This is a genomic window from Sedimenticola selenatireducens (assembly GCF_007625115.1).
In the GTDB taxonomy this organism is placed as follows: Bacteria; Pseudomonadota; Gammaproteobacteria; order Chromatiales; family Chromatiaceae; genus Sedimenticola; species Sedimenticola selenatireducens_A.
Window position 1 is genome coordinate 40,344 of record NZ_VMNH01000008.1, and the last position, 25,400, is coordinate 65,743.

Annotated in this window: 30 protein-coding genes and 1 tRNA gene; 9 read left to right on the forward strand and 22 right to left on the reverse strand. The window is 50.4% G+C overall.

Going from position 1 to position 25,400, the window contains the following annotated elements; translation table 11 throughout:
* Positions 1–34: 34 nt before the first annotated feature.
* From FHP88_RS08465 to FHP88_RS08475, 3 genes are all read right to left on the reverse strand, one after another.
* Positions 35–895, reverse strand: a complete 861-nt coding sequence (locus FHP88_RS08465) for a hypothetical protein (RefSeq protein WP_144358607.1) — start codon at positions 893–895, stop codon at positions 35–37.
* Positions 892–2,706 carry a VWA domain-containing protein gene (locus FHP88_RS08470; RefSeq protein ID WP_186297656.1) on the reverse strand — a complete coding sequence of 605 codons (1,815 nt, stop codon included), beginning with the start codon at positions 2,704–2,706 and terminating at the stop codon, positions 892–894. The genes FHP88_RS08465 and FHP88_RS08470 overlap by 4 nt, the downstream gene beginning before the upstream one ends.
* 310 nt (positions 2,707–3,016) lie before the next feature.
* Positions 3,017–3,919 carry a lysophospholipid acyltransferase family protein gene (locus FHP88_RS08475; RefSeq protein ID WP_144358609.1) on the reverse strand — a complete coding sequence of 301 codons (903 nt, stop codon included), beginning with the start codon at positions 3,917–3,919 and terminating at the stop codon, positions 3,017–3,019.
* A gap of 81 nt (positions 3,920–4,000) precedes the next feature.
* Here FHP88_RS08475 and FHP88_RS08480 point away from each other — a divergent pair, with 81 nt between their 5' ends.
* Positions 4,001–4,429, forward strand: coding sequence for a rhodanese-like domain-containing protein (locus tag FHP88_RS08480; RefSeq protein WP_144358610.1), 429 nt, complete (start codon positions 4,001–4,003; stop codon positions 4,427–4,429).
* A 65-nt stretch (positions 4,430–4,494) separates the two neighbouring features.
* Here FHP88_RS08480 and FHP88_RS08485 read toward each other — a convergent pair whose 3' ends face one another.
* Positions 4,495–5,727, reverse strand: coding sequence for a CsgG/HfaB family protein (locus FHP88_RS08485; protein ID WP_144358611.1), 1,233 nt, complete (start codon positions 5,725–5,727; stop codon positions 4,495–4,497).
* 341 nt (positions 5,728–6,068) lie between these two features.
* Here FHP88_RS08485 and FHP88_RS08490 point away from each other — a divergent pair, with 341 nt between their 5' ends.
* Entirely contained in the window at positions 6,069–6,521 is a 453-nt protein-coding gene (locus FHP88_RS08490; protein WP_144358612.1) for an RT0821/Lpp0805 family surface protein, read from the forward strand.
* 38 nt (positions 6,522–6,559) lie between these two features.
* On the opposite strand, the gene rmuC is transcribed toward FHP88_RS08490, so the two are convergent.
* Positions 6,560–7,996, reverse strand: a complete 1,437-nt coding sequence (gene rmuC / locus FHP88_RS08495; protein ID WP_144358613.1) for a DNA recombination protein RmuC — start codon at positions 7,994–7,996, stop codon at positions 6,560–6,562.
* Positions 7,997–8,184: 188 nt separating this feature from the next.
* Here rmuC and mtaB point away from each other — a divergent pair, with 188 nt between their 5' ends.
* On the forward strand, positions 8,185–9,483 hold the full coding sequence (mtaB, locus tag FHP88_RS08500; RefSeq protein WP_144358614.1) for a tRNA (N(6)-L-threonylcarbamoyladenosine(37)-C(2))-methylthiotransferase MtaB: 1,299 nt from the start codon (positions 8,185–8,187) through the stop codon (positions 9,481–9,483).
* Positions 9,480–10,208: a phosphatase PAP2 family protein gene (locus tag FHP88_RS08505; protein WP_144358615.1), complete on the forward strand. Its 729-nt coding sequence runs from the start codon at positions 9,480–9,482 to the stop codon at positions 10,206–10,208. The genes mtaB and FHP88_RS08505 overlap by 4 nt, the downstream gene beginning before the upstream one ends.
* A 6-nt stretch (positions 10,209–10,214) precedes the next feature.
* Here FHP88_RS08505 and FHP88_RS08510 read toward each other — a convergent pair whose 3' ends face one another.
* A complete protein-coding gene (locus FHP88_RS08510; protein ID WP_144358616.1) occupies positions 10,215–10,583 on the reverse strand; it encodes a hypothetical protein in 369 nt (122 codons plus the stop codon).
* Between the two features lie 6 nt (positions 10,584–10,589).
* Complete coding sequence (gene xthA / locus FHP88_RS08515) at positions 10,590–11,405, reverse strand: exodeoxyribonuclease III (RefSeq protein WP_144358617.1); 816 nt, start codon at positions 11,403–11,405, stop codon at positions 10,590–10,592.
* Positions 11,406–11,527: 122 nt separating this feature from the next.
* Between xthA and FHP88_RS08520 the strand changes: the two genes are divergently transcribed.
* Positions 11,528–12,298, forward strand: a complete 771-nt coding sequence (locus FHP88_RS08520; RefSeq protein WP_144358618.1) for a TatD family hydrolase — start codon at positions 11,528–11,530, stop codon at positions 12,296–12,298.
* Here the strand turns inward: FHP88_RS08520 and FHP88_RS08525 are convergent.
* A complete protein-coding gene (locus tag FHP88_RS08525) occupies positions 12,291–12,647 on the reverse strand; it encodes a hypothetical protein (RefSeq protein ID WP_144358619.1) in 357 nt (118 codons plus the stop codon). The two genes, FHP88_RS08520 and FHP88_RS08525, sit on opposite strands and share 8 nt — an antisense overlap.
* A 146-nt stretch (positions 12,648–12,793) precedes the next feature.
* On the opposite strand from FHP88_RS08525, the gene FHP88_RS19140 reads away from it, so the two are divergent.
* The 3 genes from FHP88_RS19140 to FHP88_RS08535 all read left to right on the forward strand — a co-directional run bounded on the left by FHP88_RS19140 (position 12,794) and on the right by FHP88_RS08535 (position 14,592).
* A complete protein-coding gene (locus FHP88_RS19140; RefSeq protein ID WP_186297657.1) occupies positions 12,794–12,934 on the forward strand; it encodes a hypothetical protein in 141 nt (46 codons plus the stop codon).
* Between the two features lie 282 nt (positions 12,935–13,216).
* Positions 13,217–13,681, forward strand: coding sequence for a hypothetical protein (locus FHP88_RS08530; RefSeq protein ID WP_144358620.1), 465 nt, complete (start codon positions 13,217–13,219; stop codon positions 13,679–13,681).
* 167 nt (positions 13,682–13,848) lie between these two features.
* Positions 13,849–14,592 (forward strand): Crp/Fnr family transcriptional regulator, encoded by a 744-nt coding sequence (locus tag FHP88_RS08535; protein ID WP_144358621.1) that lies wholly within the window; start codon positions 13,849–13,851, stop codon positions 14,590–14,592.
* 211 nt (positions 14,593–14,803) lie between these two features.
* Here FHP88_RS08535 and FHP88_RS08540 read toward each other — a convergent pair.
* The 14 genes from FHP88_RS08540 to ruvC all read right to left on the reverse strand — a co-directional run bounded on the left by FHP88_RS08540 (position 14,804) and on the right by ruvC (position 25,271).
* Positions 14,804–14,879, reverse strand: a tRNA-Lys gene (locus FHP88_RS08540).
* Between the two features lie 57 nt (positions 14,880–14,936).
* Positions 14,937–16,199 carry a YeeE/YedE family protein gene (locus FHP88_RS08545; RefSeq protein ID WP_144358622.1) on the reverse strand — a complete coding sequence of 421 codons (1,263 nt, stop codon included), beginning with the start codon at positions 16,197–16,199 and terminating at the stop codon, positions 14,937–14,939.
* A 135-nt stretch (positions 16,200–16,334) separates the two neighbouring features.
* Positions 16,335–17,003: a 7-cyano-7-deazaguanine synthase QueC gene (queC, locus tag FHP88_RS08550; protein ID WP_144358623.1), complete on the reverse strand. Its 669-nt coding sequence runs from the start codon at positions 17,001–17,003 to the stop codon at positions 16,335–16,337.
* Between the two features lie 26 nt (positions 17,004–17,029).
* Positions 17,030–17,671, reverse strand: coding sequence for a 7-carboxy-7-deazaguanine synthase QueE (queE, locus tag FHP88_RS08555; protein ID WP_186297658.1), 642 nt, complete (start codon positions 17,669–17,671; stop codon positions 17,030–17,032).
* Positions 17,672–17,716: 45 nt separating this feature from the next.
* Positions 17,717–18,598 carry a tol-pal system protein YbgF gene (gene ybgF / locus FHP88_RS08560; RefSeq protein WP_144358625.1) on the reverse strand — a complete coding sequence of 294 codons (882 nt, stop codon included), beginning with the start codon at positions 18,596–18,598 and terminating at the stop codon, positions 17,717–17,719.
* Between the two features lie 57 nt (positions 18,599–18,655).
* Positions 18,656–19,201 (reverse strand): peptidoglycan-associated lipoprotein Pal, encoded by a 546-nt coding sequence (pal, locus tag FHP88_RS08565; RefSeq protein WP_144358626.1) that lies wholly within the window; start codon positions 19,199–19,201, stop codon positions 18,656–18,658.
* A complete protein-coding gene (gene tolB / locus FHP88_RS08570) occupies positions 19,198–20,517 on the reverse strand; it encodes a Tol-Pal system beta propeller repeat protein TolB (protein WP_260843206.1) in 1,320 nt (439 codons plus the stop codon). The genes pal and tolB overlap by 4 nt, the downstream gene beginning before the upstream one ends.
* A gap of 5 nt (positions 20,518–20,522) precedes the next feature.
* Entirely contained in the window at positions 20,523–21,530 is a 1,008-nt protein-coding gene (tolA, locus tag FHP88_RS08575) for a cell envelope integrity protein TolA (RefSeq protein ID WP_144358628.1), read from the reverse strand.
* Positions 21,531–21,537: 7 nt separating this feature from the next.
* Positions 21,538–21,963 carry a protein TolR gene (gene tolR, locus FHP88_RS08580; RefSeq protein ID WP_144358629.1) on the reverse strand — a complete coding sequence of 142 codons (426 nt, stop codon included), beginning with the start codon at positions 21,961–21,963 and terminating at the stop codon, positions 21,538–21,540.
* Between the two features lie 24 nt (positions 21,964–21,987).
* Positions 21,988–22,665, reverse strand: coding sequence for a protein TolQ (tolQ, locus tag FHP88_RS08585; protein ID WP_144358630.1), 678 nt, complete (start codon positions 22,663–22,665; stop codon positions 21,988–21,990).
* Positions 22,655–23,065 (reverse strand): tol-pal system-associated acyl-CoA thioesterase, encoded by a 411-nt coding sequence (ybgC, locus tag FHP88_RS08590; RefSeq protein ID WP_144358631.1) that lies wholly within the window; start codon positions 23,063–23,065, stop codon positions 22,655–22,657. The genes tolQ and ybgC overlap by 11 nt, the downstream gene beginning before the upstream one ends.
* A 96-nt stretch (positions 23,066–23,161) precedes the next feature.
* Entirely contained in the window at positions 23,162–24,202 is a 1,041-nt protein-coding gene (ruvB, locus tag FHP88_RS08595) for a Holliday junction branch migration DNA helicase RuvB (protein ID WP_144358632.1), read from the reverse strand.
* The gene (gene ruvA / locus FHP88_RS08600; protein ID WP_144358633.1) at positions 24,202–24,813 is read right to left on the reverse strand and encodes a Holliday junction branch migration protein RuvA; all 612 of its coding nucleotides are present in this window, start codon (positions 24,811–24,813) and stop codon (positions 24,202–24,204) included. Before ruvA ends, ruvB begins: the two co-directional genes overlap by 1 nt.
* Positions 24,810–25,271, reverse strand: a complete 462-nt coding sequence (gene ruvC, locus FHP88_RS08605; protein WP_260843218.1) for a crossover junction endodeoxyribonuclease RuvC — start codon at positions 25,269–25,271, stop codon at positions 24,810–24,812. The genes ruvA and ruvC overlap by 4 nt, the downstream gene beginning before the upstream one ends.
* Here ruvC and FHP88_RS19340 point away from each other — a divergent pair.
* Positions 25,170–25,397: a hypothetical protein gene (locus FHP88_RS19340; RefSeq protein WP_260843208.1), complete on the forward strand. Its 228-nt coding sequence runs from the start codon at positions 25,170–25,172 to the stop codon at positions 25,395–25,397. The two genes, ruvC and FHP88_RS19340, sit on opposite strands and share 102 nt — an antisense overlap.
* Positions 25,398–25,400: the final 3 nt, after the last annotated feature.

Sequence of the window (25,400 nt, forward strand, 5' to 3'; positions counted from 1 at the left end):
TTATCCCTATGCAGGTGAAGATATCGGTGTCGGGTTATTTCTGCTCTGAATCATCCAGAACATCATCCAGATCCACGACCTCATCACTCTGATCGAGTGGAACAACCACCGTCTCATCCAAATCAGCAACACCTGATAACTCTTCCTCTGTAAGATCAAGCATCGCCAACTCTTCATCAAGTGCCTTCAGTCCCTCATCCTCGACCGATGCATCGCCCGGATCAGAATGCTCATCCCTAATTGACTCAGCGACAGGTTCAGTCGTTTTCTCTACATCCTCTTGAACGGCGGGTTGCTCAGCAGGCTTTGTATCGGATGCCAACATTTCCCTCATCTTATCCTTATCCAGACTGGTGTCCGTACCACCGGAGAACATCAACGAGTATTCACTCAACATTCGACCCATGGTATCCATGGTCAATTGCAACTCTTCAGTGAGTCGCAGATTCTCCTCTTTTAGATGCATTACCTCTTCTGAATCGACAGATTCTCCATCTGTGTCAGCTACAGCATTACCTCGACGAGGAATCTCCAGCGTTCTATAGGTCTCAACTGAACCTTCGTAATCAACTGACAGATTCTGCAGAGCGTCAGCATTTCTTTTTAAGTAAACATCTAAAAGAACTTGGTAGAAGGCCTTCTCTTCTCGCGCAATCTTTTTGACGATCTCTTCCAGATCGACTCCTGTAAAACCGTATCGTTCTTCCATGATCTTTCGTGTTTCCTGTTCACGCCGACCACTATCCTCCTTAATTCGAGCAACCAGTGTTCGCATGGCTGCACGGTCCCGTTGATGCTTTGAGACCATTAAATAAACAACAATACATGCGGCTACAATACTGACCAAAAACAGCTCACCAAACACCAATAACAGTATCTTGCTCACCTCGATCATTTGGCCGCCGCCTCCTGATTTTCATTTTCTTCTTCCAATTGAAAGTCAGGCTTTCCTTTTCGCCGCCGGATAAACCAGAACAATCCCGCCCCTGTTAGGATAAGCAACAGATTGGCGCCCCCGAAAATTGCAACCTGGAACATAAAATCATCCTCTTCCTTAACAACTTCTGGTTCAGAGGGAGGTGGCGGTGGCTCTACAACCGGCTCTTCCTTGGGTGGCATCTCCACAATAGGCTCGGGTGGAGGCGGGGGAGGTGGCGCTGCCTTACCTTCGATGGCGACCGGATCCAGCGTCAGATCAAGCGCCGATCCGGCACGTGTCCTACCCTTTACAGATACACTCAACGTCCAGTCACCCAACAAGTTATCCGCATTGATTCGTGCTTCCCGCATGCCCTGTTCTATGCCAGGCAACAGCATGACGGGTTGCTCTTCCCCTGTCTTGGAGATCAAACTGGCATTTAATTCCAGACTGTCCAGATCAACAACTTCACCATCTGGTATCAGGCTCACCTGCCACTCCGCCTCCCCCTGAGCACTTGGTTGAACCTTCATCACCATAGGGTCTGCAAGCTCAAAGAGCTGGCGCTGCTCCCGCTGAAAAGTATTGCCTTGCGCCGTAACAATCAACTCGACCTTACCTGCAGCAAGGCCCTCACCAACCCTGAGAGTAAAGTTTCCATCACCTGATACTTCATCCCCATCTTTTCCATCATCAAGTATCGGCCGCTCTTCCCCTGCACCATTGGCATCAACATGACCACTTTTCAGATTAACTACATCGAGAAAATCCTTGCGGGTAATCTGTTTGCCCTGGTTGGAAAAATTGACGGTCAGTGGCAATGACTCACCCAGCACAAAACGACTGGGTAGCTGACTGGAAATCATTTTCAGATCAGTAACGATAATGACTCGGTTATCCGGATCCAGCGCTGCCTGTACACGCCACTCTCCCGTTTCAGGTTTGGTGATGGTTAACATGTCATAGCCAACATCACGATGCCAACTGACCGATTTCGGGGCACTCTTTGCATCAAACTGTTCACCAGAAGGCGTGATAACCTGGGTAGGCTCAGCACCCTCTTTTCTGAACACCAACAGAGTCACTTCCTGGATACTGTTATCCACGAGAAACTTGTTATCTTTCAGCGGCACGGTATCCGGGCGCCCCACTTTTTCAAATATCTTCAAAAAGATTCTTTGCAGCTGCTCGGCATTATTCACCTGCTCATACCACCCACCTGTTTCTCTGGACAGGGTCTGCATCAACTCATGATCAGCACGCTCCGACAGGGCTATGGTGTGTAATGCTGCATTGTGTAATTTAAGTTTTGGTAGCAACTCTTCAAGAATTCGCTTGCGCGAAGCGGCATTTTTCTTGGGATCTTTGCTAATATCGACTACGCCATCGGTAAGCAGAATAAGATGACGACGGTAGATCGTAGCGGGTCCCTCCCAGTCTGCACTGGCTCGGCGAATCACATCTTCAATATTGGTAAACTGACCAGGTGAAGCAATTTTGGCCGCCTCTGCCCTGGCCTTACGCTTCCAACCGGCATCCACCTGGCCGAGTGGTATCAACATGTTGACATATTGACCAAATGTCCATACCCCAGCCCTGGCATCGTCTGGTAACAGTCCGACAAGCAGGCGCAGCGCCGGTCGCCTGAGGTTTTGTGGATCGTTTTTATGCATACTGCCAGAGACATCAATCAGAATACGGGCATCCGCCTTCGCCCCCGTCTCCGCATTTGCCTGCGCCGATAGCGTACACGCGAGCAGCAATCCCGCAAACAGCGCCTTATTCATTATTGTTATGATTCCTTTTGTAACCATCACTGGTCTCTCGCAATCTAAGACAGCATTCTGTCCCATCTGTCGTCAACACCTATCAGTATCTGGTTATGTTAACGGCAACCCCCGCCAAAGACTTTAAGGATATTGATAGATAAAGGGCTCATCTTATTGAAGATAGCGGAATTTTGATAGTTTTGCACTTCCGGAAGCCACCCAGATGCAACGGTGAATAAGCAAATGATTAAGGGAAGAAACCTCAGGAAGGGTCAATTAATGAGAAGTTGTGTGTTGAGCACCCGCATAAATCAGCCCCGCCAGAGCATCAGGATGGGTTTACATAATAGGGGGAAACCACACCTTCCGGCTGACTGGCAAAGCGTTTATAACTCCAGAGATACTGCTCTGGGGCCTGCCGAATACACTGTTCCAATCCGCGGTTAAGTGCTGCGGCTGTAATATCCTGATCATCGCTGTCGATACCTTCGGGGGCCTGAAACCAGTGGATCTTGTAACCCTTTGCAGCAGGTAATCGCTCAGTAAACCAAAACAGGACCGGCGCCCCTGTCTTTCGGGCCAATCGCCCTATAAGCACCATGGTCAACGCAGGATGTCCAAAAAACGGGGCGTAGATGCCACCCTGTCGTCCTGCCGCCTTGGGCTGCTGATCGGCCAACAGTGCCATCATCTCGCCCCGCTTGAGTGCGCTGTAAAGTGATTTAACGCCCTGCGGGGTAGCCGGTACAAGCGTTGCCCCCCCCTGACTCCGACCCTGTTTGAGTAGATCGTTCAGACTCTCCTGCCGCGGTGGTCGATAAATCGCTGTAACTTTGGCCAGAGAGGTAAGATAGTGCAAACCAACCTCCCAGTTTCCCAGATGGGGACCGACAGCAATAACCCCTTTACCCCGGCTCAGTGCCTCCTCAATCAGACCTGCCCCTTCCCCAGGAACAACCACATCTATCCAGCGAGCAGGCTTAGAGGCCCAGACAATTGGCATCTCCACCACTCCTTTAGCGGATTCAATCATCGACTGCCTGAGCAGTAAATCCTGCTGGTGAGCCGTTATTTCAGGTAGACAGGTGGCAATATTGATCTTGGCAATGCGTCGCTCTTTATTGGGAATCGCATAAGCTAGCCATCCAATCACCGTACCCAATCGCTGAGCTAAAGAGAGTGGCAATCTTGAAAAAAGGGCTAGAATTAAAAGAATTGCCTTGTCTTGCATAAGATATATTTATAAAAGCATCAAATTGTCGGTATTATACCCTGACCCAACGCATACCGAAATGAAACCAGGAGTTGATCAATGAGCGCAGATGAACCGATCCCGTTAAATCCACAACAAGCCTATAAAATGCTGGAAGATGACCCCAGGGCTATTTTGGTGGATATCCGCTCAAGCATGGAGTTTCTGTTTGTTGGTCACGCCAAAGGGGCGGTTCATGTCCCTTGGATCGACGAGCCAGACTGGACGGTTAACCCGCACTTCGTGACCGATATCCGAAAATTAGTGCTAGGCGGGGCGATCTGCACAGAAGACGAGGGCTGTTCGCCTGTAGTGTTGATATGTCGAAGCGGCAAACGTTCGCATGAAGCAGGCAAAGCGCTGATCAAGGCTGACTTTAGCCGCGTCTTCCACGTCGACGAAGGATTTGAAGGGGAACTTAACGAGCAGCATCAACGCAGCTCAGTTAACGGCTGGCGCTATCATGGGCTTCCCTGGGAGCAGTGCTGAAAATCAAGAGAGCGCCCTGCAGGGCGCTCTCACATTGTACAGCTCTCTGTTAAAACTCAGCCTTGTTAATTCTGTGGCCCAGTACCCCAACTGTTGGAATTTGAGTTAGAATTTGAATTATTGCTACCACCACTAAAGAAGCCCCCCTCTTTTTTCGGCGCAACAAACGAACTGGCATACATCAGTGGATCGGCTTGACGTTGGGAAACTACCTTGTTACCCCGTTTAATCTTTGAGAGTTTGATCCCCACGGGCTTAGCCAGTGAATATTTCTCCTTCACCGAGGTAACCTGAAGCTCTCCAATCCGCTCATCCTCTCCTCCTAAAGCGATGCCCGTATCTGGATCGATCAAAGCCTCACCCCGATCCATCAAAGTCAACTTATCACCCACAGAGACAACGCCACTACCCAGATTGACATACACCTTGCCACCCTTAACCTGGACTACCGAACCACTTGCCGAGGCACTACCCACCTGCTTGACCAGGTCAAAGACACCCTTATTAACCGCAGCAATTACGGCATGGCCGATAGGTGTCTTGGAATATTCCGACATAAATCCACCCAGACCCACACCGCCGGCAAACCCAAGACCTCCGAAATTCAAACCCGAAGAGGAGAGATCCACCTGAACCTGGTCAGTGTAGATAATCTCACTGGTTTCAGCGTTGATCAGCCGGAAATTCATACCGATGATCGCCTTGCTGGACTTCATGGAGAGACCACCTAACAGGGCTCCGGCACTACCACCAATCAGGCCGCCCAGACCACCACCCTTCTCTTCAACACCGGATTCGTAGTTGGTGATCACTGCCTGAAAAAGATATTCGGCACCCAGTACTTGGCCAACTTTTGCAGCGGAGGGCTTGGCAATACGACCCGAAGCACCGAGATCCTGCTCTTTCAGCGTCTGACCAAGCACCTTACGCTCAACCATACGAAAGCGGCCGGTACGATGCATCACATCAGTCAGAATAGCTTCAATACCTTGAACCGGCACACCGCCGCTGCCCACTTGGTAGGTCACTGTGCCGCCAGGCCCCATAACATTGACGCTGGAGGCGCTGGATGTATTTTGTACCTCAAGCACACCAATACGGGTCTTATTGCCTGCATATTGACCCCACTCAACATTCACGAGGTATTCAACATCAATTGCATTCACATCCTTTGGCAGCGGAAGTTTCTCGCCTGCCTCAGTGACTGAGTAAGCCACAAAATCAGCCTGCGCGACAGACATCACGCCCAATGCACAGATTGCACCCGCTAGTAGTAACCCTCTTTTTAAGCCCCGCATTCCTTTTCCTCCATGCTTTTTTCAAATGGGTTTGTTGTGTTCAAATCGATATACAGTATACAAGAACAACAGGCTAACGGATCTGGATCAGCCCGTATTTAATCAAAAATACACCATTTTGTGACAACGACCCCCTGAGTCACAACCTATTCCTGTCACAGCCTGCTTGAAATCTATTGAACAAACATCCCATTACGCTGTCTTCTAAGTGCTTAAAACAAGGGCACTTGCAATTCGATATGGCTGTTAGAAAAGCGCGAACAGAATAACGCTACAGCTTCGCGAGAAAATCTATAATTGGTAATATAAGATCAAACAACTGAACCCCCTGGGAGTCAACCATGCTTACACGACTGATCATTATTCTCCTGGCCCCTATCGTGTTTTTGACAGGCTGCGAAAATATGTCCAAACGAGATACGGGTGCCGTTCTTGGAGGCATAGCGGGTGGTATCATAGGCAATCAGGTTGGCAAGGGTTCAGGACGCACTGCCGCCATTATAGTCGGCTCCATCGCCGGTTCCTTTATTGGCGGCTCCATCGGAAAACAGATGGATGAGAATGATCGCTATCGTTCCCAACAGGCATTGGAATCGAATCCGGTGAACCGGACTTCGAGCTGGCGTAACCCCGATTCTGGAAACACCTATCAGGTGACTCCGACACGAACCTATGAGAGCGACAGTGGCCCTTGCAGGGAATACACCACTGAGGCAGTCATCAACGGCCGTTCAGAAACGATCTATGGGACCGCCTGTCGTCAACCTGACGGAAGCTGGCAAGCCGCCAACTAAACACCTCTGCCCCCGCGTCATAGCGGGGGCAAATCACACTACAAACCCTCCACTGTCTCACCAATGCGAGCTATCGAAGTGGAAGGGGGCAACTCATCCAACTCCACCCGCTCGATCTGCCCGAACCGCTTGGTGATTTTATTGGCTGAAATGGCCGCATCTTTTACATCCTCATGGGCTTGACGTATATGTACAGCCAGTTTATCCATACGCCCCTGGAATCGCCCAAAGTCTTTGGATAGCAGATGAAGATGACGTTGAATCAGGTGCACCTGTTCTCGGGTTGCTGCATCTTTCAGAACCGCCCGGGCCGTTGTCAATATCGCCATCATCGTCGTGGGAGAAACCAGCCATACCTTCTTTCGGAAAGCTTCATCGACCAGATCGGGGAAATGCCCATGAATTTCGGCAAACACAGACTCCGCTGGGATAAACATAACAGCCCCATCAGAAGTCTCCCCGGGAATAATGTATTTCCCTGCAATATCATCAATGTGTTTACGGATATCCTGTCGGAACTGGCTCTGGGCACGGGTGCGCACCTGCTCAGAGGCCTCCGTATCCGTCATTTTCCGATAACTTTCCAGCGGGAATTTAGCATCAATGCCAATTTTTCCGGTAGGCTCAGGAAGCATCAACATACAATCCACTCGTGTATGATTACTCAGGGTATGCTGCAGGGAATAACTGCTCTCTGGCATCAGATTGGAGATCAATGCCGTCAGTTGCACTTCACCAAAGGCACCGCGAGAACGTTTGTCTGAAAGCACTTCTTGCAGGCTGACCACATTGGATGACAACTCACTGATCCGCTTCTGCGCCTCATCGATGCGGGTCAGGTGCTCGAGCACACGATTGAAGGTTTCTGTGGTTTTTTCAAACCCCTCACTTAGGCGCTTTTCAACCAAACCCCCAATCTCTTTTAACCGCTGGTCATTACTCTCAACCAATTGATTGACTTGCTTTCCGAGAGACTCAGCCGTACTTGTTAGTCCCTCTAACAACTGCCGGCCAATCCCCTCAATACCTTGGGTCAGACTCTCTTGCTGGTTTACCCTGTTCTCCGCCAAAGTGTGACTGACTCTCTGCTGAAACTGGTCAAACCGTTCCACCAAATTCACCTTCAGCTGGCCACCCTCATCCAGCAGTTGCCGCTGTAATTCACCCAGACGTTTTTCCAGCATCTGATGCGACTGGGATAACAGACGCTGAATCTGATGTTGCAGTTGATGCAATGCGGTACGCTGCCGCTCTCGGTCATTCAACAGCATTTCCATCAACTGCCGTTCTTGCCCTCGCATCAGTTGCTCCATTGCAGAAAAACGGGTATCGACCGCCATCCTCTGATCAGTGATTTGACGGATAAACCATGATTGGCGCCGCCATAGCGCAATGAGCAATACTGCGATGCACAGCATGCCGACCAGCAAGATAATATCGCTGTAAATCAAAATCTGCTGAAAGAACGAAATCATATAGTGTCGCCTTTTTTAAATACTAACAATATGTTACAGCAACCAGTCGGGTTAATCCTACAGCTTAGGCACTCACTGACTCAAAGCATGAGTCAGTGTCTTTTACTGTTTTTACAGCAGATTACTTGCATCCGGTGACAACAACCGTAAACTTGCGCCAAACCAGCGATATTGAGTCAATCCGACCGATGCGAATACACCTGAAAACGCTTGGCTGCCGACTGAATGAGGCAGAACTGGAAACATGGTCTCGTGATTTTCATAATCTGGGGCATCAAATCACATCGCGCCTCGAAGAAGCTGATCTGGTTGTGGTCAACACCTGTGCCGTCACCGGAGAAGCGGTACGAAAATCACGCAAACTGCTTAGCCAAGCACAGCGAAAAAATCCGCGCTCAAAGCTGATTGTCAGCGGCTGTTATGCCTCACTCAATCCTGCTGAAAATATCCAGAGCCTTGGCGTCGACCTGGTCATTGATAATCGTGATAAAGATCGGCTTGTTGAGATAACCGCCAGGGAGTTGGACCTGCATGCTATGCCGGAACAGGCAACCACTCCCGGTGAGATCAGCCTGCTCAGCCGGGGACGCCAACGAGCCTTTATCAAGGTACAGGACGGCTGCCGCTATCAGTGTACTTTCTGCATAGTGACCGTAGCACGTGGGCAAGAGCGTTCTCGCCCTATCGCGCAGATTATTGATGAAATAAAGCTGAACCAAGACCAGGGCATCCAGGAGATCGTCTTAACCGGCGTACATTTGGGCGGCTATGGCAGCGATAGCGGCAGTGATCTTTCAAAACTGATCCGCGCCATTCTGGATCAGACTGACATTGAAAGAGTGCGACTCGGTGTTGTCGAGCCCTGGGATCTACCCAAAAACTTCTGGACTCTGTTTGAAAATAGCCGTTTGATGCCTCACCTGCACCTGCCGATTCAGAGCGGATCAAATACAGTACTCAAACGAATGGCCCGCCGCTGTAAACAGGAAGAGTTTACTCGTCTGGTTAACGAAGCTCGATCACGAGTAGACAATCTCAATTTGACGACCGATATTATCGTCGGCTTCCCAGGTGAGACCAAAGAAGAGTGGCAGCAAACCATTGATTATGTTCAACAGATCGGCTTTGGCCACATGCATATCTTTGCTTATTCCCAACGACTGGGTACGCGTGCCGCGATCCTTCCTAACCCGGTGTCCAGAGAAATCATCCGAGCACGCAGCGAACAGCTGCATCAAATAGGCGAAATGATGAAACAGGAAATTCTGAGCAGCTACGTCGACAAAGAATTTCCCGTGCTTATTGAAAGCGCCCCGACGGCTCCTGATGCATTCTGGAGTGGCTATACACCAAACTTTCTGCGTGTGGAGATCAACCACCCAATAGAAGATGATCTCGAAAACCGCATCATTCCCGTCAAACTGCTACAGCTTTCTAAATCGGGAGACACCCTGATGGGCTCACTGCTAGAGGAGCAACGTTCTTGACCTTGAATAACAGTAACGGCTGGCGTCTGACTCTGCTGATCACGGCCAACGTACTGGCACTCCTGTTGATGGTGAGCTGGCTGCTGGAGCCAACACGCAGTCTCTGGCTGGATTTGGATGAGCAGTTATTCTGGGCAATGAACCGGTCATTGAACTGGGGAGAGGGGTGGCAGAGATTCTGGGCCATAGCCAATAACAGAGCCTTTGATCTAGCGGCCGCTACGGCTATGGCATCGCTGTTTGCACATCGAGCACTGTTCAGTGACAGAAAAAGGTTGAAGCAGTATTTAGCGGTAGGTGGGTTCATGTTTGTTACTTTGCTGTTAATGCTCGTGATCAGCAAGGAACTCCCTATTGTGCGCCCCAGCGCAACCGCTCTATTCCCTGAGGCACTGCGGCTGTCTCAACTGGTGACAGACATCCCAACAAAAGACTTCTCGTCTGACAGTTTCCCAGGCGATCATGGGTTGGTACTGTTACTCTGTGCCGGTTTTGCAATGATCTACCTGCCCTTGCCTCACGGCCTGTTAGCCCTGATGTTCATGGTGTTATTCACACTGCCACGCTTGATGAGCGGTGCACACTGGGTGACGGATGAGATTGTAGGTGCCCTGAGTCTGGGACTGATTGCACTCAGCTGGTTATTTGCCACACCGCTACATCAGGTGATACTTGGGTGGTTTCAACGCCAGGTTGACCGCCTGTTCAAACGTATAAAACCATGAAGCGGATCAGTTGAATCCGTTAGCCTTCAGCTCTGCCAGCAGAAACCTCAGTTCATCGGCAAACAGATTCTTGCCATCCGTTCGCAGTCCGAGTCGCCCTTTTTCCATACGGAACTCGAGTGCCATCAAGAGTGTTTCTTCGGGCTCCCACTGGCCAGACATACAATTGCTGGAGTCGTGACTGGCATTAACTTCATAGAGCATTCCGCCTTGACGAAAAAGCACAAAGGCTTCTCCGCAATAGGCATCGCGAGAATAGGACGCCAACAGAAGCTCAATCTCTGAGAGCGATTTATCGGAAAGCCGAAATGCCTCTTTAACGGCTTCCAATCCGCCCTCTCTCCATTCATTTAAAAACTGCGCCTGTGATTCCATAGCGGTTCAGATCGAAAATTCAGCCCAAATCGGACAGTGATCGGAAGGTTTCTCCATCCCTCTTATATCATAGGCAATTCCTGCCCCTGTGCAGCGATTTTGTAATGGGGTGCTGGCTAGGATCAAGTCAATACGCAATCCGTGCTTTGGCTCTCGATCAAAACCCCGGCTCCGATAATCAAACCAGCTAAAACAGTTACTTGAATCGGGATAATGATCACGAAAGGTATCACTCAGCCCCCAATTCAACAGATCATCCATCCATTCACGCTCTTCCGGCAGAAAACTGCATTTGCCGCCTTTTAGCCAACGTTTAGCATTGTCTGCACCAATCCCAATATCCGCATCCAAACGGGCAATATTCATATCTCCGATTACCAACAGGTGGTCGCCTGAGGAATATTGCTCCTGAAGGTAGCGCATCAAATCGCTATAGAAACGGCGTTTAGCCGGAAATTTTGTTGCATGATCCCGACTCTCCCCCTGGGGGAAATAACCGTTGATGATCTTGACCCGCTCACCTGAATCACTTTGATACTCACCACAGATAATACGCCGCTGAGCATCAGGCTCATCAAAGGGGTAACCTTTCTGCAGTACGAGCGGCTCCTGCTTGGAAAGCAGTGCTACGCCATAGTGCCCTTTCTGTCCAAAGTAGTGGGCACGGTAACCCAACGCCTCAATCATCTCTTCTGGAAACTCAGAATCCTGAACTTTTGTCTCTTGTATACCGATGATGTCGGGGTCGTAGCGCTCCTTCAGCCGCTCCAGCTGATGACCACGTACACGTATACCATTGGTATTAAATGAGACAATTTTCATAACCACCTTCACTGCCACACTGTTAAAATGTTAGGAGGCCGCCCTCCGAATAACCAATACTATGCCAGTCATCACGCTTCTATGCATCCCGTAAACTTACCCGGTTGCTTTATACTAGGAGCATGAGGTTTATTGATACCCACACCCATCTGGACGATCCACGCTTTGACCTGGATCGTGACAAGGTCATTGAACGTGCTCATAGGCTTGGCATCACCCGAATGATCGTGCCGGCCATTCATGCGGCTGGCTGGGAGCACCTAAATCAGATCTGCGGACAACATCATTCACTGCTCCCCGCCTATGGGCTGCATCCCATGTTCATGCCACAACACCGGAAACAACATATCGCTGAGCTAGCGGAATGGCTTGAACGAGGAAAACCTGTCGCGGTAGGTGAATGTGGATTGGATTTTTATATCCCTGAACCCGATAAAGCTGCACAACAGTGGTTATTCGAAGCTCAGCTTGAACTGGCCAACCACTTTCAGCTACCTGTTATCATCCATGCCAGAAAATCCGTGGAGCAAGTAATCAACACCCTGCGTCACTTCCCAAAGGTCAAAGGGGTTTTACACAGCTTTTCCGGCAGTCAGCAACAAGCCGAAAGATTGATTAACCTGGACTGTATGCTTGGATTTGGCGGACCGGTTACCTATAGCAATGCGCATCGACTACACGCCCTGGTAAAAGGGTTACCTTTATCATCCCTTCTACTCGAGACTGATTCACCCGACCAACCCCCCTTGCCTCATCGTGGCGAAAGAAATGAACCCGCTTTTTTACAGCCGGTAATAGAAGTCATCTGCTCATTAAAAGGGCTATCGAAAGCCAAGCTAGCAGAAGCCACCACAGAAAATGCCCGCAGACTTTTCAATCTTCCGGCTATTTGAGATTGCTCAATAATCGAATCAGATCCATTGAAGCTGTAAAAAAATCATCCGTAGGATGCTCATCACAATAGAGCTGTATTCTTCGCATTGCCCCCTTAACATCTACGCCTTTTAGGACATCGGTGCCAGTCGCCAGCGACAATCCTGTCACCAGCCCCGTCAACCAATCACGATAATGAATATATTCCGCAATATGATCGCCCTGCCCCTCTTGCCAGCCATTATAAGAGTGGTTGTAGTGGTCACACCCCTTTACACCATAACCGAGTACCTGCGGGGACTCCTGAGCCCTAATCGCAACCGGCTGAGATAAAAGAATTATTGTTAATAGAAACAATATCTTGTGCATATAATAACCTCTAATCCTACTGTAACTTATTAGCCATATACTTATTTAATATGCATATTAAATAATTCAATTAAACAAATAGCGCAAAAGGGCGTCATATACATTAGTATTTTACCAAACTCTAAAGCAGCAACCGGAGTACTACCATGATCTTCGACAACCTAACACTGGCAGCGATAGCCCTCTTCGTCATCATTTCTGTTTTTCTCATCAGCACCAAGAATCGGCCACGCTGCAAAGAAGAACAGCCCTGTAGTGATGCATCAGAGAAGCGCACTGATCACTAGCAATCAATCATTATGCGCTATACCTCGTTCAAAGCAGGCAAGCTTCAATGTGAAGTCGTACCCTAATCATTGGTTGGCCTATCACAACAAAAATAGGCATAGCGCACTGCGAGGTTTCATGGGCTGTCACAGAATAAACATTAACCCCCGCTGACTTGATGCAGTTCACGTAAGAGTGAATCTGCACACCCTACATTAACCATTAAAGGCACATCACCCGTAATTTGGAAATTTTCAATCAACAGACGGGTATGCCGCTGATGGATAATTGAGGGTCTTCACATGATTACAAACTATTCTGATATCATCACCAGCATCCGTTTTCAACTAACACTCTTCTTATTAATCTTTTCATGTTCAGCGCTGGCCGTTGCGCGCCCACTTGGTACGCAGGCGGAAGAATGGACAAACACAAGAACACTCGAATCAAATCCCAGCGGCTTCATTTATACACTCCCTGAAATTAAACCACATGAATTACAATCCGAGATTAATACACTCAGCCTGCAATTACAGCAGCGACAAGACGATCTGAGTAAGTTCATCCAAGAAAACCGCTTCTCTGCAACTGATGCTGTCATCGTGGCAGCCGTACCCGGTGGCCTGCTTTATGCGGCCTTCAAGAAACAAAAATCGATACATGCAGAAAAGGAACTGAGTGGCATACGCAATCAAATTGACACACTGAATCACCCCTTTTCATTCAGGGATAATTCGAGCAGAGACCACATGCTTGTAGCGCGCTAATAACAGCCTATCCTGAAATTAACAGTATTGATAAATGGATTAAAATCATCTATTGCAAACACAATAACCTTGATTATAAAAAGGATGTAATAAAGCTGCCATTCGCTATGATTACATTTGGAGTAACGATAAAGAATAATTAAAAAAATCAGATTAGGAGCGAATGAATGGCGCAACAAATAAAGCGAAACTGCAGTCTGCATCTGGTTAACACCGATCGAGATTGCGACACATGCCCGCTCCCGAAAAAGTGTATTGGTGATGGATTAAGCAAAGAGCAATCTGACAGCATTTCCAGCCTCATAAAAAGCCGTGGACCATTCCAGGCTGGGGAAACCATCTTCCGCATGGAAGACCCGTTCAAATCCATCTTCGCCATACAGTCCGGGTCGGTAAAGATAGAATCTTCACTCGATGATGGCACGCCTCTGATTCACGGATTTTACTTTGATGGAGAGCTGATTGGAATCGAGGCAATCGGCGACACGCGCTATCAGAATGATGCTGTCGCACTGGAAAACACTTGGATTTGCGAACTCCCCTTTGAGCAAATTGAATCGCTCTGTATAAAGATCCCAAAACTCCAGCATGAGATTCTTGAACTACTTGGCAAACGTATTCGATATACAAACAGCACTATCGTGCGCGGACGCTATCTCAGCGCTGACAAGCGCTTTCTACTCTTCCTGAGCGACCTGTATCAACGGAAAGGGTTAGTCAGCACCAATGGCGACAGAAGCGTCACACTGCCCATGACCAAAGGCGATATTGCCATACACCTCGGTTTGCGACCTGAGTCACTTAGTCGCGCACTGTCAAAACTGCAGGAAGAGGGCCTTATTCGCAATCGGGTACGTGAAATTGAAATTCTTGGAAATGACCAGGAGGTTTTCTCCTGTGTATGGGTGTAACGCGGTACTCGCCCACAATTAAAACATACCTGGAATAAATCCCAGCCGCAGTGGGAAAGCGACGCTTTAGAAGAACAACCCAATCAGACTTGCCGTTTACGCCACCAGTGATATATACACTCCATTCAACCTAGCAAATATCCACCGCCTGCTCGCGTACTTAGTCAGCAAAAAAAACCCGGACTGAAAGTCCGGGCTTCTTGGGGTGTAATGGTGGGCCGTGGGCGACTCGAACGCCCGACCAATGGATTAAAAATCCACTGCTCTACCAACTGAGCTAACGGCCCCAAAGAAGCGCGGAATTATACATTACCCAAGAACTCAGTCAACGGAAAATGCCTTCTTCAAACCGCTTCGAGTTTCCTAAAGCGCTCCGGCAGCAATTTAAGATCTACCAAACCGGTCAGCAACGCTTTCATAAAGCTCGCTTCCTCTTCATAAACCAGTTTGTAATACTGCACCTTCATGGTCAGGGCACTGCCCAAAACGATAGCGCCCATCGCCATAAATGACCCTACTGAAAGTGTTGATATACCCGTAACACCTTGACCAATCGTGCAACCCATCGCGAGTACACCGCCAATACCCATCAACACCGCACCGATAACGTGGGTAGTAAAATCCTTCAGATTAACAAACCACTCAATCCGAAAACCACGACTCACCAAGGCCCAGAGAAACGAGCCCACAATCACACCGAAAAAGGCCATTACCCCGAAGGTCAGCAGTTTCGCGCTGAAGCCAGAGGCGGTATAGCCCAAGGCCTGTCCCATCGGGTTAATAAAGGTAAAAGACTGGGGGCTGAGCGGCCGACTATCGGCGGGCTTGCCCTCGGATGAGTCGGCCAGGAAATCCCACTGCTGAACATAACCGCTGAGTGAGTGCATCTCACCATCCAGGTCTACGACCACATTAGAGCTGACATACCAGGCAGCAAGGACCGCAAGACCCACGACCATCCCTCCCAGAATATTATCGAAACTGCCGCGGAAGTCTGCGGATTTGAGCACGTAGATCAGCAGCATCAAGCCCAACAGACTACCAATCACCAGACGCCCGATAGCCGCATTATCCCCGGCAATCACCGAGCCCAGATCCTGGGGTGTGCTAAAGGTCACCGCCAGCGGACGAATCCAGTCATAGAACAGGACGGACATCAGGGTTTGATCTGATCCCGGGAAAGGGTTGATCATGAAGTAGGCGATGACAGCGATGATCAGCAATACGACAATCGACTTCAGATTGCCGCCACCAATACGGATCAGCGTCTTGTTACCACATCCTGACGCAAGCGTCATACCCACGCCGAACATCAGGCCACCCAGAATATTCTCAGCCCAAATCAGCTGATTGGCCCGGTAGGGAGGAAAAGATGAGACCGGATTGACTAGCCCAATAAACTCCAGGATGGCCACGCCGATCATGGCAACCGCAATAGCCAGAAACCAGGCGCGCATCCGCCCCATGTCACTCATGTTTACCGCATCGGATACTGCACCCATGGTGCAGAAATTGGTTTTATTGACTACTGCACCCATGATCAAGGCAATGACGAATGTTGCCCAGAGAAGCGCTGATTGCGCCTGAATAAAAGTCTCGAAAGCCATTGGATACCTCCCTAACGCGGTATGGCGTGACATCTTGTGATGCCTTTTTATTGTTTTCGGCCAAAATAGACCAAAGGGGAAATGTTAGCTTATTAGCAAAGGATGATCTACAGGGGTTTATAGTAATGCTGGTTGCTATTGATAAGCTGTAGGATCAGGCACACCGGCTTCCCTGAATCCTTGGGCCCGTAACCGGCAGGAATCACACACGCCACATGCCCGGCCCTGAGCGTCCGCCTGATAGCAAGATATCGTCAGACTGTAGTCGATGCCCAGCTCCCGTCCGCTTTGTATGATCTCTGCCTTAGTCATATTTATCAGCGGAGCATGAATCTTGAAACGTTCACCTTCAACCCCTGCCTTAGTAGCAAGATTAGCCAGTAATTCAAAGGCTTCGATAAATTCAGGACGACAGTCGGGATAACCCGAATAATCAACCGCATTGACCCCCAGGAAAAGATCCCGGGCACCCAGCACCTCTGCCCAACCCAAGGCCAGTGAGAGAAATATGGTATTGCGAGCCGGCACATAGGTCACGGGGATACCCGCCTCCAGGGTTTCCGGTACGGCGATGGCAGAATCCGTTAACGCCGACCCGCCAAAGGCATTGAGAGAGAGTGGAATCACCTTATGTGATGCCACCTGACTCTCGGTTGCAATCCGACTAGCGGCCCTCAATTCAACAACATGGCGCTGCCCATAGTCCAGACTCAAGGCATAGCATGCATAACCCTGCGAACGGGCAATTGCCAGAACGGTAGCCGAATCCAGCCCCCCTGAAAGAAGTACAACCGCTTTTTTCATCTCAAATCTGTCTTGCTAAAAAGTGTTTATTTGCCTGAGACATCGCCCCAGAGATACTTATGCAGCTGAATCTGAAACCTTACCTGCAACCGATCCCGCAAGATCCACTCCGCCAGTTGAGTAGCATCCTGCAGCCCCAACGCTGGCGAGAACAGCACCTCGCAACGCTTACTGAGATTCCATTTATCAAGCTGCTCACATGACCATCGATAATCAGACTCATCACAGATAACAAACTTGACCTGATCGGTTGATTTCAGTTGCGCAATATTACTCCAGAGATTTTTTTCAACCTCGCCCGATCCCGGTGTCTTGATATCCATGACATTCATCACCCTAGGATCAACTGGGGATATCGCGATAGCCCCACTGGTCTCAAGAGAGACCTTATAGCCTTCATCACAAAGCGCTGTCAGCAACTCCAGGCATGATTCCTGTGCCAAGGGCTCACCACCGGTAACGGTTACGTACTGAGGCTGATAGGCGGCCACCTGATCCATCACAGCCTGTAAGTCCTGCCATACCCCGCCTTTGAAGGCGTAGGCAGTATCACAGTAACCACAACGCAAAGGACAGCCTGTAAGGCGCACAAACACGGTGGGAAAGCCCACTGTGCTTGACTCGCCCTGTAAGGAGTAAAATATTTCAGTTATGCGCAGCTGCGCCATCTCAGACAACCCGGTTACACTCTATTGACAGGCAGTATAAACCGCCTAGTGCCCTTCCGCCTGTAAACGGTCAAGCCGTTTGGTTGCCAAGCGACTCGCTGTAGAGCTGGGATAGAGCGTAACCAACCTCTGCAGCAGATCACGCGATTCGGCCCACTGTTTTTTCTCATAGTGGATAAAGCTGCTCTTCAGCATGGCGTCAGGAACTTTGCTGCTGTTAGGGTAATCGCTGATAACTGTTTGAAAATCAACCAAAGCTCGATCAAAATCTCGCGTCACATAACTCGCTTCCGCCAACCAATACTGGGCATTATCCGCATAACTGCCCTCTTTATAGCGACCCAAGAAATCCTGGAAGGCCTGACGTGCCTCGCCATAACGACGCTGCATGAGCAGACCAAAGGCCGCTTTATAGGCGGCTTCTTCGGCGACAGTATCTATGGGAGCCGCTATTGCCGGCTGAGATTGCGGTGGTACTTGCGAATTGTTTGCGTCTTGAAGCGGAGGCTTCGCATCATCTGGATTACTGTCAGCTACCGGCGCGGGGCCTGCCGCCGGAGCAGCAGGTTCCGTATCAGCCAAGGCATTCTGTGGGGCCAACACAGGTGTAGAGCCACTGCCATGTGACAGTTGATTCAGGCGCTGATCGACATCGAGATATAAATCACGCTGACGTTTCTTCAAGGCATCCATGGCATGATTCTGTACTTCGATCTCGCCCCGAAGCTGTTGAACTTCACGCTGCAAGGCGTCTACCTGCAGCAGAAGGTCAGACATCGCCGACACTTTACGCTCTAACAACTCAATCTTTCGTGACTGCTCCTGCTCCGGCGTCAACTTTGCCGCCTTTTGCTGAGCCTGCAGGGTACCCATCGGCGCAATCAGAAACAGGGCTATCAACAAGCTCTGGGGAAATTTACTAAACATTATTACTCCCAAACCATGTCTCCTGCCCACCGGGAGATGGGCAGAAGTGAATCACTATCAATAAACAAATTCGGCGCGACGATTCAGCTCCCAGGAGGTCTCCCCAGAACCCATTGCCGCCGGACGCTCTTCACCATAACTGATGGTAATTATCTGGTTTTCTGCAGCACCCTGAGCCATCAGCAAGCGTTTAATGCCATTCGCCCGACGCTCGCCTAATGCAATATTATACTCACGAGAACCACGCTCATCGGCATGTCCCTCAATGGTGGCTGTTACTGCAGGATTCGCGGCCAGATACCCACCGTGAGCCAATACCGCATCCCGGTAATCTGCGCGCACCTCATCACTGTCGTAATCAAAATAGATGACCTTGGTATAGAGCAGGCTATCCGGATTTTCTAACGGACTACCCGTCCAGGCACCGCCCTCCTGCATCCCGGAGGTTTGAGCACCGCTCGATGAACCATCGCCGGCACCTGCATCAGCAACAGGAGCCCCCTCTTTGGTATCGCTTCCAGACATTCCCGGCATTCCAGCACAACCCGCAAGCAGCAGTGATAATGCCAGAACGGGGGCAAACTTTAGCGTACTCAGTTTCATTGGTTTCTCCTGTTGGTTTTAGTATAAGGTGACCAGACCGGCTCTCTCACATCCCCTTCCTGAAGGGCCAAGCGCTGCCGGATGCTGCCGTCTACCGAAACAGCGGCTAACTCACCTTTGCCATTAATCTTGGTGGCGTAAATTATCATGCTGCCGTTCGGTGCGAAACTCGGCGATTCATCCAACCGACCATCACTCAGCACCTGCAGGGCATTATTCGACAAATTAAGCACCGCTATACGAAAATCTCCGCCCTGGCGTGTCACCAATGTCAGGGACTCTCCATCCGGTGCATAGGAGGCGCGAGCATTGTAGCTGCCCTCAAAGGTTACCCGTGTCACCTTACCCCCAAAGGCAGGGACTCTATAGATCTGTGGCTTACCGCCGCGGTCGGAAGTAAAAATCACATAACGACCATCCGGCGACCAGGCGGGTTCGGTATCAATGGCATAGTGATTGGTCAGTCGATTCAGGCTGTTCTTATTGAGGTTAAGGACATAGATCTCTGGGTTGCCGTCCTTGGATAAGGTCAGCGCCATATTACGGCCATCGGGTGACCAGGCTGGAGCACCATTGATGCCCTTGAACGAGGCGACCTTTTGACGACGCCCGGTAAACACTTCCTGAATGTAGATCGAGGCCTTTTTTTGTTCGAACGAGACATAAGCCAGCCGACGCCCATCAGGTGACCATGAGGGTGACATCAGGGGTTCTGATGAGGTCACAATCGTCTGTGGTTCAAACCCATCTGCATCGGCCACCTTCAAGGATACTTCCTGGGTGCCATCGGCTTTGTTAGTCGACACGACATACGCAATACGAGTATCAAACGCCCCCGGCTGGCCGGTCAATTTCTCATAGATAATATCGGCGATCTTGTGGGCGGTGGACCGCAAATCACGGTGAGTGGTGGGGAAGTTATAGCCAATTAACTGCTCTCCCTTGAATACATCAAATAGCTGAAATCGGACCAGAAACCCGCCTTGTCCATTGGGCCGAACCTGGCCCACGACCAGGTTGTCCATCCCCAGCACTTTCCAATCGCGAAACTCTACATCGGCATCAGACTGAGGCCGTGCCAACATATCCTTTACAGGTAGTGCCGCAAACCGTCCACTGCGTTGTAAGTCACTGCGGACAATCTCAGCGATCTCTGATCCAATGGCTAATGCTCCCGGCCCAGCCCAACCGAAAGGCACCACGGCAATCGGGAGCGCACCCTCTGCGCCTTCAGTAATTTCAATAGTCAGTGGAGCGGCACTGGCCTGCACGGCCCAGAACAGCAGGAGCAATAAACTCGTAATTCGTTTCATCATAGTCATTATCTGTTTGGATCAAATTCAAAGTTAATATCACGGAACTGTTCAAACAGCGTACCCGTTGGAACCGGCAGAGGTTCCGCCTTGTAGACAGCCGCAGTAGCAGAGCGATCAAATGCACCATTGCCGCTGCTGTTGGTGACACTCACCGCCAACACGGTCCCTCCAGGCGCCAGACGAACACGCAGGGTACACTTCAGGCCATCACTGATTCCCGAAGGCCGCAACCAGGAGCGAACCACCTTCTGGGAGATCTGGATGATGTAGCGATCCACTTCACGCGCATTATGTTCTGCTTCCATAGCGGCCAGTAGTTCGTCCTCTCTGGCCTTCTGTGCCTCAGCGGCTAATCGCTTCTGCTCAGCTTCTTTTCGTTTCTGCGCTAGTTCAGCCTTACGCTTTTTTTCTGCTTCAGCTTGGCGTTTGGCCTCTTCTGCCTTACGCTTCTTCTCTTCCGCGGCCTTCTTGGCTTCGGCCTCCTGCTGCTTTTTCTTTTCGGCGGCCCGCTTCGCTTCCTGCTCTTGGAGCGCCTTCTCTTCCGCAACCCGCTTGGCTTCAATCTCTTTACGCCGCTGATCTTCTACCTGCTGTTTCTTCTCGGCCTCTTTGCGCTGCTGCTCTGCCTTCTGCCGACGCGACTCCTCTTCGAGGCGCTCTTTTTTTGCTTCCTGGCGTTTTTTCTCTTCGTTCTGGCGCTGCTTCTCGAGCTCGGCCAACCTTTGCTGCTCAGCAAGCTGTTTCTGCTTCAGCTCTTCCAGGCGCCGCTCCTCTTTTTTACGGGCTGTAGCCTGTTCGTCCTTCTTTCGCTCTTCATCCTGCTTTAGCTTCTGTACCTGTTCACGCACTTTATCCGAATCTATCACACGGGCCTGGACTACCTCGACAGTCGATTTAGGCTGTCTTGGTTTTTCCAGCCAATCCACCCCAACCACCATAAACAAGATGATCAACAGATGCATTACCACAGCGATTATCGCCGCCATCGGATTACGTTTTAGAATCTGTAACATCGCCTGTTTAACGCTCGGGTGTCTCGGTGATCAACCCTACATTGGGCGCACCCGCCTGCTGTATCAGCACCATGGCTCGGACTACCTGACCATAATCCACATTACGATCCCCTTTAACCATGATCGGCGTTTTGGGTTTGTAGGCGAGGACGGCAGCAATGCGGGTTACCAGGGTTTCCGAATCTACCGGGGTGTCCTTGCCCTCGCCCACATCGATAAACAACTCACCAGCCGCGTTCACAGAGACCACAACCGGATCATCCATTTCTGCTGGCAGCGGTTCAGAGTCGGCCTGAGGGAGGTCCACCTTGACGCCCTGGGTTAGCAAGGGTGCCGTAATCATAAAAATCACCAGCAGCACCAGCATCACATCAATGTAGGGAACCACATTGATCTCCGACATCGGGCGGCGGCTTTTTTTCTGCCGGCTCATGTCTGCACACTCTGAGTATCTGCCTTATTGAACATGGGCCTGCCGTTGAAGAATGGTGGTGAACTCATCCAGAAAATCTTCATAACGGCCATTCAGACGCTCAACATCATTGGAGTAGCGATTGTAGGCGACCACCGCCGGAATGGCCGCAAACAGACCCATTGCCGTAGCGATCAGCGCCTCGGCAATTCCCGGTGCAACCAGTGACAGCGTGGCCTGTTTAACATTACCCAGGGCATGAAAGGAGTTCATAATGCCCCATACGGTACCAAAAAGACCGACATAGGGACTGGTGGAACCCACGGTAGCCAGAAACGACAGGTTATTCTCCAGGCCATCCATCTCCCGGTTCATGGCGACATGCATAGTGCGACGCGCCCCTTCGACTACAGCCATCGGTTCAATATCAGGGTTCTTTTTCAACCGGGCAAATTCTCTGAAACCGGCATGAAAAATATTGGCCATACCCGTGGCCTGGCCATTTTCATTATCGACAGCACGATAAAGTTCACCCAGATCACCGCCAGACCAGAAGCGCTTTTCAAACCGGTCTGCTGCCTGGCGGGCACGCTTGAGTACTCTGGCACGATCAAAAATCATTGTCCAAGAGATCACTGATGCAAGCATCAATGCCGCCATCACCAACTGGACCAGCGGACTGGCTGCCAAGACAAGTGAAATAAAAGAGAGATCAGACGCCATCAGTAATCACCGAAAGAAGGGCATTGGGAATAGGGGTGGAACGAAAGCTCTCCGCAGCAATGCAGGCGATCTTGACAATACCACTGCACAAGACGCTACCATCAGCATCCAATATAATTTCCTGCTGAAAGATCAAACTGGCTTTTCCCCTTGAAACAATTCGCGCACTCACATGTAACTTGTCATTAAAACGGGCGGGTGACTTAAAATCGACCTCAACCTTGCGAACAGCAAACAGGACGCCTTCTTTTGCACGCAGTTCATCCTGTTCAAAGCCAAGGTTTCTCAGCCATTCGGTACGTCCCCGTTCCATATATTTGAGGTAGTTGGCGTAATAGACCACACCCCCTGAATCCGTGTCTTCGTAGTAGACCCTTACCGGCCAGAGAAATTCCTTCATGAATGTCACAATTTAAAAAATACCGTCATTTTTATGGTTTTATTTGAGCGCGATTAGAAAATTCAGTCATTGATCATCCATCGTTTCGCCAAAAAATTAAAACAAGGCACCTGAGCCACTCTCATCTTCAGCCGCTTTTTTGGGGGCAAGGCCAAAATGCAGATACGCCGCATTTGTCGCCACCCGTCCGCGTGGAGTACGCATCATAAAACCCTGCTGTATCAGATATGGCTCAAGGACATCTTCAATGGTTCCCCGCTCCTCACCAATGGCGGCGGCCAAACTATCTACCCCCACCGGCCCACCATCAAACTTGTTGATTATGGCGCTCAGCAGCTTGCGATCCATGATATCAAAACCACTGCCATCCACTTTCAGCATACTCAGGGCACTGTCAGCCACCTCAACAGTCACCTTACCCTCTGCCTTTACCTGGGCATAATCCCTTACGCGACGTAACAGACGATTAGCAATACGCGGCGTACCCCGCGAGCGGCAGGCGATCTCGGCGGCACCCGCGACATCTGTTTCAATATTCAAAATACCCGCCGATCGTTTGACAATGTGGGTCAAATCCTTATCTGAGTAAAACTCAAGTCGCTGTACGATGCCAAAGCGATCTCGCAGCGGTGATGTGAGCAATCCGGCGCGTGTTGTTGCACCCACCAGAGTGAATGGTGGGAGATCGAGTTTGATAGAACGGGCAGCAGGACCCTCTCCAATCATGATGTCCAATTGATAATCCTCCATGGCGGGGTACAACACCTCCTCCACCACGGGACTCAGCCGATGAATCTCATCCACAAACAGCACATCATGGGGTTCAAGATTGGTCAGCAAGGCCGCCAGGTCACCCGGTTTTTCCAACACAGGCCCCGATGTCTGCCGCATATTCACACCCATCTCATTGGCGATAATATGGGCCAATGTGGTCTTTCCAAGGCCAGGTGGCCCAAAGATCAGGACATGATCCAACGCCTCACCCCGTGCCTTGGCTGCCGGAATAAAGATCTCCATTTGCTCACGCACAACCGGTTGCCCCACGTAGTCGATGAGGTAACGCGGACGAATAGCGCGATCTAAAGCAGCGTCATCGGCTTCCGCTTCTGGGCTGATAATGCGAGCGTTATCACTCATTAGGATTTTGTCACCACCGCTCTCAGGGCCAATCGAATAATCTCTTCGCTGGAGAGATTCTCACACTCGACCGAGCGCACCATACGACTGGCATCATTCGGTTTGTAACCCAACGCGATGAGTGCCCCTAGTGCATCAGACTGTGGTGTTTCAACGGCCACGCCTGTTGACTGCGCCCTTGGTAAACTCACACCAGAGACGGGCTCTATCCGGTCCAGACGATCACGCATCTCCACAATCAATCGCTCTGCCGTCTTCTTGCCGATACCGGGAAGCCGTACCAGAGCCGCCGTGTCATCCCGCTGGATGCAAAGCGCAAACTCTTCAGCACTCATGCCGGAAAGAATCGCCAGCGCCATCTTGGCCCCAACACCGCTCACCTTCAGAAGAGTACGGAACAGCGCCCGTTCTGAATCACTGATAAAGCCATACAGCACATGGGCGTCTTCACGTATGGCAAGATGGGTAAACAGCGTAACCTGCCCGCCTTGCAGTGGCAGATCATAGAAGGTCGACATGGGTGCCTCAAGTTCATAACCGACACCGTTAACATCCACCATAAGGAACGGTGGCTGCTTGTAGACCAGCTCACCCCTGAGGCGTCCTATCATCGTCCCCACCCCCCTTTGCTGGAGCGAGCCAGGAGGAGCAGCGTGCTGTTGGCATGAGCATGGCTGATTGCCACGGCCAGCGCATCCGACTGATCAGACGTCAGTCGATCCTTGATTTGCAGAATATGCTTAATCATGTGTTGCACCTGATCCTTGTCAGCACTACCCGATCCAACCACCGCCTGTTTGATGGCCCTGGGTGCATATTCAAACACCGGCAGACCCGCCACGACACAGGCACATATAGCCGCTCCGCGCGCCTGCCCCAGCTTCAGTGCCGATGAGGCGTTCTTGGCCATAAATACCTGTTCAATAGCCATTTCGGTGGGCTGATAAGCCGATACTATTTCGGTTAATTGACGAAAAATCTCACCCAATCGTTGTGGGAAGGCCTCTTCGGCAATCCGTATACAGCCACTGGCGACATGGCTACTACGGATACCATCGCTCTCGATGATGCCGTATCCGGTAATGCGGGAACCGGGGTCAATCCCCAGTATCCGTCTTTTGGCATTGGGGTTTCCAGACTCAGAGACGCTTTGTTTCTTGACGTTGATAATCGGTTCCGTTTCGTATTGATATAACGC